General features: G+C 69.4%; 4 protein-coding genes. 1 reads left to right on the forward strand and 3 read right to left on the reverse strand.

Going from position 1 to position 8,962, the window contains the following annotated elements:
* Positions 1–37: 37 nt before the first annotated feature.
* Positions 38–1,525, reverse strand: coding sequence for a polyhydroxyalkanoate depolymerase (locus DID99_RS30105; RefSeq protein ID WP_124571307.1), 1,488 nt, complete (start codon positions 1,523–1,525; stop codon positions 38–40).
* Between the two features lie 208 nt (positions 1,526–1,733).
* Positions 1,734–3,563, reverse strand: coding sequence for a glycoside hydrolase family 15 protein (locus tag DID99_RS30115; protein ID WP_044849192.1), 1,830 nt, complete (start codon positions 3,561–3,563; stop codon positions 1,734–1,736).
* 166 nt (positions 3,564–3,729) lie between these two features.
* Between DID99_RS30115 and DID99_RS30125 the strand changes: the two genes are divergently transcribed.
* Positions 3,730–4,977 (forward strand): lactonase family protein, encoded by a 1,248-nt coding sequence (locus DID99_RS30125; RefSeq protein ID WP_124521605.1) that lies wholly within the window; start codon positions 3,730–3,732, stop codon positions 4,975–4,977.
* Between the two features lie 110 nt (positions 4,978–5,087).
* Here the strand turns inward: DID99_RS30125 and DID99_RS30130 are convergent.
* The coding region (locus DID99_RS30130; protein WP_124668141.1) for a DNA translocase FtsK at positions 5,088–8,962 on the reverse strand (3,875 nt) is incomplete at its 5' end.

The following is an 8,962-nucleotide window of genomic DNA, read 5'->3' on the forward strand; positions in this document are numbered from 1 at the left end:
AAGCACCGGCGGCGTTTTTGCGTCGGGACGCGGTGCGTCAGGCGGCCTTGCGCGCCCGCGCGGGCTTGGCGCGCGTGCTGCCTGCGCGTTTCGCGGCAGGTGCGGCCTTCGCGACGGCCGTCCTGGCGGGTGCGACCGTCACGGCCGGCGCTTTCGGGCGAGTGCGCTTCGCGGCGGTGGCGCGCGCCGTCGTTTCAGGCTGCGGCGTGGCGGCCGGCACGGCGCCGATCGTGGTCGCGTCCTGTGCATCGGGAGGCAACTTCGTCGTGCCGTTCTTCGGTTCCGGCGCATGCTCGCGGATGAAGTCGCGCAACTGCGGATAGATGATCGTGCGCCAGCGGCGGCCCGAGAAGATCCCGTAGTGACCGCACTTCTCGGCGGTCAGGCTGCGGCGGTCGTCCTGCGGGATGCCCGTGCACAGCTCGTGCGCGACGTGCGTCTGGCCGCTGCCCGAGATGTCGTCGAGTTCACCCTCGATCGTCATCAGCGCGGTGTGCTTGATGTCCTGCGGACGCACGCGCTCGCCTTCGACATCCCACGTGCCTTCCGCGAGCCGGAATTCCTGGAACACGACGCGGATCGTCTCGAGGTAGTACTCGGCCGCCATGTCGAGCACCGCGTTGTACTCGTCGTAGAAGCGGCGGTGCGCCTCGGCGTCGTCCTCGTCGCCGCGCAGCAGGCTCTGGTAGAAGTCCCAGTGCGATTGCGCGTGACGTTCCGGGTTCATCGCGACGAAGCCCGTGTGCTGCAGGAAGCCCGGATACACGTGGCGGCCTTCGCCCGGATAGTTCGCGGGCACCGTGTGGATCACGTTGTTCTCGAACCACGCGGTCGAGTGTTGCGTAGCCAGCGAATTCACCGACGTCGGGCTGCGGCGCGCGTCGATCGGGCCGCCCATCATCGTCATCGTGAGCGGCGTGTCCTCGCCGCGGCTCGCCATCAGCGAGATTGCCGCGAGCACCGGCACGGTCGGCTGGCACACGGAGATCACGTGCAGGTTGCGCGCGCCGATGTGGCGGATGAATTCCTGGATGTACGCGATGTAGTCGTGCAGGTGGAACGGGCCGACCTCAACCGGCACCATCCGCGCATCGATCCAGTCGGTGATGTACACCTTGTGATCCTGCAGCAGCGTGCGCACGGTGTCGCGCAGCAGCGTCGAGTGGTGGCCCGACAGCGGCGCGCAGACCAGCACGACCGGCTCGTCCTTCAGCTGCGTGACGGCATCGGCGTCGTCCGAATAGCGCTTGAAACGCAGCAGCCGGCAAAACGGCTTCTCGATGATCGTCTGCTCGACGATCGGGATGTTGTGGCCGTCCTTGACGATCTGGTGAATGTTGAATTCGGGCTTCTCGTAATCCTTGCCGAGCCGGTACATCAGTTCGTACGCGGCGGCCATCCGCGGCGCGCCGGGCATCAGCGAGAACGGGCTGGACGGATTGGCGAACGACTTGGAGGCGGCCTGGGCCCAGGCCGTGAGCGGGCTCAGCATCGCCCGCTGGAATTCGTGCAGTTGGTAAAGCATGCAGACTACTCCCGCTTGGGGGACGGTGCGCAGGGGCGTGTGGCGTCGCGGCGTGCCGTGTGGGTCAGCGACCGGCCATGTTGCAGTGCGGCCGGACAATCGAGTCGATCATATCGGACAACGATCAATGTTGCAATGCAACATTTTTCCGATTTTTCATCAAACGTTTGCGAATTGACGATCTCTGAAGAAGCCGCTCCACCCCCGGTCAGCGCCCCGTCGCCACGGCCGGCGCCGGCTGGCCGGCCGCGCGCGCCATCGCTTCTTCGTGGTGCATCAGGTTCATCGCGGTATGCACGAGCGCCACGTGCGAGAACGCCTGCGGGAAATTGCCGACGAGCCGGCCATCGACCGGATCGTATTCCTCGGCGAGCAGCCCGAGGTCGTTCGACAGCGCGAGCAGCCGGCTGAACAGCCGGTGCGCGTCGTCGATCCGGCCGAGCAGCGCGTAGTTGTCGACCAGCCAGAAGCTGCACGCGAGGAACGTGCCTTCGCCCGGCGGCAGGCCGTCGTCGTACTCGGTCGTGCGGTAGCGCATCACGAGGCCGTCGTGCAGCAATTCCCGCTCGATCGCGTCGACCGTGCCGACGATGCGCGGGTCTTCCGGCGGCAGGAAGCCGAGCAGCGGCAGCAGCAGCACGCTCGCGTCGAGCTCGTCGCTGCCGTAGCTCTGGGCAAACGCCTGTTTGCCTTCATGCCATGCGTTGTCGCACACGTCCGCGTGGATCCGGTCGCGCAGCGCGCGCCAGCGGTCGAGCGACGCGGGCAGCCGGAACATCTCCGCCGACTTGATCGCGCGGTCGAACGCGACCCACGCCATCACCTTCGAGAACGTGAAGTGGCGGCGGCCGCCGCGCGTCTCCCAGATGCCCTCGTCGGGTTCCCGCCAGATCTTCTCGAGATGGTCGAGCAGCGAGCACTGGACGGACCACACCGTGTCGTCGGCCTGCAGGCCGCCCACGCGCGCGAGGTGCAGCGCGGCCATCACTTCGCCGAACACGTCGAGCTGGAGCTGGTTCGCGGCGCCGTTGCCGACGCGCACCGGTTTCGAATCCTGGTAGCCGGGCAGCCAGTCGAGCTCCATTTCCGGCAGCCGGCGCTCGCCCGCGATCCCGTACATGATCTGGATCTGCTCGGGCGAGCCGGCCATCACGCGGCCGAGCCACGTGCGCCACGCGCGCGCCTCGTCGTAATAGCCGCCGCGCATCAGCGCGAGCAGCGTGATCGTCGCGTCGCGCAGCCAGCAGTAGCGGTAGTCCCAGTTGCGGTTGCCGCCGATCTTCTCGGGCAGCGACGTGGTCGGCGCCGCGACGATGCCGCCGGTCGGCTCGTACGCGAGCGCCTTCAGCGTGATCAGCGAACGGCGCACGGCGGCCGCGTAGCGGCCCTGCACCTGGCAGCGGCCCGACCATTCGAGCCAGTAGTTCTCGGTGCGCGCGAGCATCGACAGCGGATCGCGCGCGGGCGGCAGCCGCAGGTGCGACGCCGCATAGCTGAGCGAAAACGGCACACGTTCGTCGGCGCTCACCGTGAATTCCGCGAGCGTATGGAGGTTCTTGCCGGTGAGCGGCACCGGCGTGCGCAGCACGACGGTATCGGGGCCGGCGATCGCCTTCATGCCGTCCTCGCGCGTCAGCTGCGTGACCCACGGGATCGAGAAACCGTAGTCGAAGCGCAACACCAGTTCCATGCGCATCTTCATCGTGCCGTGGCGGCCGACGACGATCCGCACCAGTTCGGACCAGCCGTTGCCGGGCGGCATGAAGTCGATCACGGTGACCGCGCCGTCGGCGCTTTCGTAGTCGGTTTCGAGGATCAGCGTGTCGCCGCGATAGCGGCGCGTCGTGTGCGTGATCGCGGCGTCGGCGGCCGGCGCGAGCAGCCAGCGGCCGTGCTCGGGCGTGCCGACCAGCGCCGCGAAACAGGCGCCCGAATCGAAGCGGGGCCAGCACAGCCAGTCGACGGAGCCGTCTTTCGAGATCAGCGCGGCAGTGTGGCCGTCGCCGACGAGGGCGTAGTCTTCGATCAGGGCGGGCATGGGCAAGCGGTCCTTGGATATTCGAGTTCACGATGCAGGGCTGCGGCGCCCGGGCTTCACGCGCCGGCGTCGCGCCCCGTATACTCGCCCGGGCGGCGGAGCGCATGAACGGCCGGCGTTTCGTCCTATCTCAACACTTGAAGCGACTCGATGCAAGGAGGATTCAATGCCCAACCGTTTACGCGAGCGTGACGCGCGCGCTTCGACACGAGGGTTCCCGCTTAGGTTCGCTCACTGGATGAAAGGTTTCGCGCTCGTGCTTTCCTTGTCCGCGACCCACGCCTTCGCACAACAATCGCCGGCACCGGCCGACGGCGTCTACAACCTGCTCGTCGGCACCTATACGGGGCACGGCAGCGACGGGATCTACGTGTACCGCTTCGATACGAAAACGGGCAGCATCGCGCCCGTGTCGTCGGCGAAGACCGTGAACCCGTCCTACCTGTTGCCGAGCCGCGACGGTCGCACCGTCTACGCGGTCAACGAACTGCCCGGCGACAACGGGCCGGCCGCGCAGCGCGGCGGCATCAGCGCGTTCGGCTTCGATCCGAAGACGGGGGCGCTCACGTTCATCGACCGCGTGTCGTCGGAAGGGAACGATCCTTGCTATCTCGCGCTCTCGCCGGACGGCAAGTACCTCGTCACGGCCAATTACTCGGTCGCGGCCGATCCGGGCGGCAGCTTCGCCGTGTTCCCGATCCGCGACGGCGGCGCGGCCGGCCCGGCCGTGCTGACGGTGCATCACGAGGGCACGGGGCCCGTGAAGGGGCGCCAGGATGGCGCGCACGTGCACTCGACAGTGTTCTCCCCCGACGGCCGCTACCTGTTCGTGCAGGACCTCGGCGCGGACAAGCTCTACGGCTACCGCTACACGGTGGACGGCAGCCGCGGGCTGATCAGCCCGACCGACACGCGCTACACGCCGGTGAAGGCCGGCTCCGGCCCGCGTCACATGGTATTCGGCGCCGACGGCCGGTTCGCGTACGTGACGAGCGAACTCAACGCGTCGGTCGAGGTGTTCGGCTACCGCGATGGCAAGCTGACGCCGGTCGAGACGCTGCCGATGACGGTGCCGGGCTTCAAGGGCAAGGTCGGCGGCGGCGCGCTCCACCTGTCGCCGGACGGCCGCTTCCTGTACGCGAGCAATCGCGGCGACGTGAACGAAATCGTGATCTACGCGGTGAACCAGGCCGACGGCCGGCTGAAGACCGTCGGGCGCCAGTCGAGCCTCGGCAGGACGCCGCGTGAATTCCTGATCGACCCGACCGGCAAGTGGCTGATCGTCGGCAACCAGGACAGCGACACGTTCTACGTGTTCAGCCGCGACGTCCAAACGGGGCAGCTCGGCGCGAATCCGCAGAAGGTCGTGGTCGGCAGCCCGGTCGACTTCAAGCTGGTGCCGGCGGCGCTGTAAATCGCCGTCCATCAAAAAAGGGCGCTGCCGAGGCAGCGCCCTTGTTCGTCCGGGCGGCCGCTTGCGCGGGGCGCCCGGATCGATCGTCGGCGGCCGTGCGGCCGCCATGCTCAGTCGGCCGCCGCCGGCACGAGCACCTCGCGGCTGCCGTTGATGCCCATCGGCGACACCAGTCCGGCCGCCTCCATCTGCTCGACGAGGCGCGCGGCGCGGTTGTAGCCGATGCGCAACTGGCGCTGCACCGACGAGATCGACGCGCGCCGCGTGCGCACGACGAACGCGACCGCTTCGTCGTACAGCGGATCGGCTTCCGCATCCGGCGCTTCGCCGAACAGGTCCTGCGTCGCACCGTCGGCGGCCGGGCCGTCGAGAATTCCTTCCTCGTACTGCGGCTCGCCGAACTGCTTCAGGTATTCGACGATCCGGTGCACTTCCTCGTCCGCGACGAACGCGCCGTGCACGCGCTGCGGGTAGCCCGTGCCCGGCGGCAGGAACAGCATGTCGCCCTGGCCGAGCAGCGATTCGGCACCCATCTGGTCGAGGATCGTGCGCGAGTCGATCTTCGACGACACCTGGAACGCGACGCGCGTCGGGATGTTCGCCTTGATGAGGCCGGTGATCACGTCGACGGACGGGCGCTGGGTCGCGAGGATCAGGTGGATGCCGGCCGCGCGCGCCTTTTGCGCGAGACGGGCGATCAACTCCTCGATCTTCTTGCCGGCGACCATCATCAGGTCGGCCAGCTCGTCGATCACGACGACGATCAGCGGCAGCTTCGACAGCGGCTCGGGATCGTCGGGCGTCAGCGAGAACGGGTTGCCGATCTTCTTTTCCTTCGCCTCCGCGTCGCGGATCTTCTGGTTGAAGCCCGCGAGATTACGCACGCCGACGGCCGACATCAGCCGGTAGCGCTTCTCCATTTCGCCGACGCACCAGTTCAGTGCGTTCGCCGCGAGCTTCATGTCGGTGACGACCGGCGCGAGCAGGTGCGGGATGCCTTCGTAGACCGACAGCTCGAGCATCTTCGGGTCGATCATGATCAGCCGCACGTCCTCGGGCGTCGCCTTGTACAGCAGCGACAGGATCATCGCGTTGATCGCGACCGACTTGCCCGAACCCGTCGTGCCGGCGACCAGCATGTGCGGCGCTTTCGCGAGATCGGTGACGACCGGGTGGCCGGTGATGTCCTTGCCCATCGCGATCGTCAGCTGCGACGCCGAATGCTGGTACTGGCGCGACTCGAGGATTTCCGACAGGCGGATCATCTGGCGTTTCGCGTTCGGCAGCTCGAGGCCCATGCAGGTCTTGCCGGGAATCGTCTCGACGACGCGGATCGACGTGAGGCCGAGGCCGCGCGACAGGTCCTTCATCAGGCCGACGATCTGGCTGCCGCGCACGCCGAGCGCGGGTTCGATCTCGAAGCGCGTGATCACCGGGCCGGCCGATGCGCCGACCACCGTCACCGGCACCTTGAACTCCTGCAGGCGCTGCTCGATGACCTGGGCCGTCTGCGCGAGGTGTTCCTCGGTGATCGTTTCGACGTCGTCGGACGCGGGCTCGAGCAGGTCGAGCGTCGGCAGCTCCACGTTGAACGACGCGGGTGCGTGGAATTCGAACGCGTTCGGGCGCGGCTGGCGCGCGGGCGCCGCCAATGCGTCGGCGGCCGGGGCGCCCGATTCCGCCGGTGCCGGCGGCACGGTGGCCGCGGGAGGCGTTGCGGTCGGAAGCGGCACGGTCGTGGCGGCCGGGATCGTGATGCCGGTTGTCGCGGGCGTCGTGCCGATGTCGGACATCGACCAACTCGCCGGCGCAGCGGCGGGAGCCGGCAGGGTGGTGAACGACGGGGCCTGCGGCTGCGGTGCGGACGCGATGGATTGCGCCGGTGTCGCCGTGTCGACGGATCCGCCCGGCGCGGAGTAGGTCGGCAATGCCGAGACCGACGGGGGCGCGGAAGTCGGCGACGCGGCCGGTGCCGTCGCGGCCGGGGCAGCGGCGAAGGAGGCCGGCGCGCCATTTGTCGCGGCAGGTGTGGCGCCGAACGCGGCGGGCGCGGCAACGGCGACCGTGTTCGTCGGGGCGAGTGCGCCGGAAGACGGTGTCGGGGCGATGGCGGCGGCGACAGGCGCGGCGCCGGTTGTCGTCTGCGCTGCTTCGGTCGTTGCGGCCGGCACACCGAATCCCGAACCGTCAGGCATGCGGGTGGTCGATGCTGCCGAAGGCGTCGCCGATGCGGTCGACGTTGCGGCCAATGCGCTGCCCGACGAGGCGAAAGACGCGGCGGCAGGCGACACCGGCGTGCGTTGCGCAGGTTGCGATCCGGTTGCGCTGAAGGACGTGCCGGTCGATGCAGGCGCCGTGGCGGCTGCCACGGTCGGCGCGGATGCGAGAGGCTGCGCGGTGGCCGGGCCGGAAGCGCTCGCCGCAGACGTCAGGGCGGAAGCCGCAGCCGCTGCGTTTGGCGCGGCCGCAAAAGGTTGTGCCGTTGTCATGCCGGCAAACGCAGGCGCTGCGGCGACAGGTGTGCTGTTCGGCGTGTTCGCGGGCACCGGCGCGGCAGAACCGGATGCGCTGCCGACGGGCGACGACGCGTCAGCTGCCGAGGTCGTCTGCGCACCAGCGAAGGGCTCAGCGGACAAAGGCTTCGACCATGATGCGGAGGAGGGCGCGGCGTCGAGGGACGCAGGTTCCATGACCGCGGTGGCCGGTGCCGCCGGTGCCGGTGGCGTGGCGCGTTGCATGCCTGCAGGCAACGGAGCGGTTTCGCTACCGTGCTTTGCTGCCGCGTGCCAGACCGTTCCCGTCACGGCGCCGGCCGGTGCCGTGTTCGACGCGGCCGAGGCTGCCGTCGTCGCTGCTGCGACGGGCACTGCATCGGCACGCGGCTGCGTCGGCGTTGCCGCGATCGACGAAGCGGAGAGGGGAGGCGGCGTGACCGGCTGGACCGGCTTCACGACATCCTGCGTCGCGTGCGCGTGTTCTTTCGCGACGACCGATACGGCGGTATCGGCAAGCGCCGTAGCTTGCGATTGGACCTGGCCGGCAATTCCGGCGGCCGTTGCCGCATCCTTCGCATCGACGGTGCGGCCCGTGGCGCTCACGGTCGACGTGACAGCGGCCGAAGGCGTACCGACCGCTGCGCTCGCGGCCACCGACTCATCCGCGTCCGACGGTGGTGCGGCAATCGGGCTTTCATGCGGCGCGCCGAGCCTGGAAACCGGCGGGCTGACGATGTCTTCCCAAGGCGCAAAGTCGATCGGGGCATCGAATGCCGGCGCGGCTGGTGCATCGGCGCCATGCCGATGCTCGCGGTCCGCGTGACGCGTCGGCGCATCGGTTTCGACGCCGGGATCCGGCATGGCATGCCGCACGGCCTCGTCGAACGCCGGAGTACCCGTATCGACAGCGGGCACGCGCACGCCCGGCTCGGCCGGCATGAACGCATCCAGCACGATCGGTGCGTCGTCGGATGGCGTCACGGCCTCGTCGAATGCCACGCCATCCGTATCGACAGCAGGCACGCGCATGCTCGGCTCCGCCGGCATGAATGCATCCAGCACGATCGGTGCGTCGTCGGACGCCGGCGCCGCTTCGTGCGCATCCGGACGCCCTGCGTCCTGGGGCGCGGCCTGGCGCGCGTCCGGAACGACCGCGGCCGGTACGGCCGTCGACGCCGACGCCGACGCCGGCGCGGCGACGCTGCCCGCCGCTGCAACCGCGCCGGCCACGGTCGCCGCGGCGGCCGGCGCCGACGACGCGTCGGCCTGCCGCACACCGTCCAGCGTCGCCCACTGCGCGGTACTGGCTTCGATCGAGCGCAGCGTGTCGTGAACGCTCGGTGCCGGCGTGATCGGCTCCGCGGGCTGTTGCACCCACGCGTAGAGCGGCGCGCGTGCGGGGGCCGGCGGCGCGGGGCGGCGTCGTGCGGCGTCCGGCGCCTGGCCGGCGGCGCCGGCGCCCGTCATCGGGCGGGCGGGCGTGCGCGGCG

The sequence above is a fragment of the Burkholderia sp. Bp8986 genome, assembly GCF_003854225.1.
Taxonomy (GTDB): Bacteria; Pseudomonadota; Gammaproteobacteria; order Burkholderiales; family Burkholderiaceae; genus Burkholderia.

Excerpts from the sequence above, each read along its gene's own strand:
- DID99_RS30105 (WP_124571307.1), bottom strand. The coding sequence starts at position 1,525 with ATGCTTTACCAACTGCACGAATTCCAGCGGGCGATGCTGAGCCCGCTC.
- DID99_RS30115 (WP_044849192.1), bottom strand. The coding sequence starts at position 3,563 with ATGCCCGCCCTGATCGAAGACTACGCCCTCGTCGGCGACGGCCACACT.
- DID99_RS30125 (WP_124521605.1), top strand. The coding sequence starts at position 3,730 with ATGCCCAACCGTTTACGCGAGCGTGACGCGCGCGCTTCGACACGAGGG.